Source organism: Rhodoplanes roseus (assembly GCF_003258865.1).
In the GTDB taxonomy this organism is placed as follows: domain Bacteria; phylum Pseudomonadota; class Alphaproteobacteria; order Rhizobiales; family Xanthobacteraceae; genus Rhodoplanes; species Rhodoplanes roseus.
In genome coordinates this window covers 1-271 of the sequence record NZ_NPEX01000819.1, presented here as the reverse complement: position 1 = coordinate 271, position 271 = coordinate 1, and the positions used below count along the sequence as shown (strand labels likewise).

The window sequence follows — 271 nt, the reverse complement described above, 5'->3', positions numbered from 1 at the left end:
CATCGGGCTGACCCTGGTCTTCGGCGTCATGGGCATCGTCAACTTCGCGCAGGCGGAGTTTTTGACCCTTGGCATGTTCGTTGCGTACTTCGCCTGGAAGTTCCTGGGGCTCGATCCTCTGATCGGCTCGTTTCTATCCTTCGTGGTGATCTTCGGGCTCGGCGTCGTCGTCCAGATGACGCTCATCCAACGGGTGTTGAACGCCCCGCCAGTGGCACAGATCTTTGTCACGGTCGGCCTGCTCATCGTCATTGAGAACCTGACGCTGATC

The 271-nt window shown here is 58.7% G+C and carries 1 pseudogene; it reads left to right on the top strand.

Annotated elements, in window-relative coordinates:
* Positions 1-271 (top strand): annotated as a pseudogene (locus tag CH341_RS32555) (branched-chain amino acid ABC transporter permease); the annotation flags it as partial.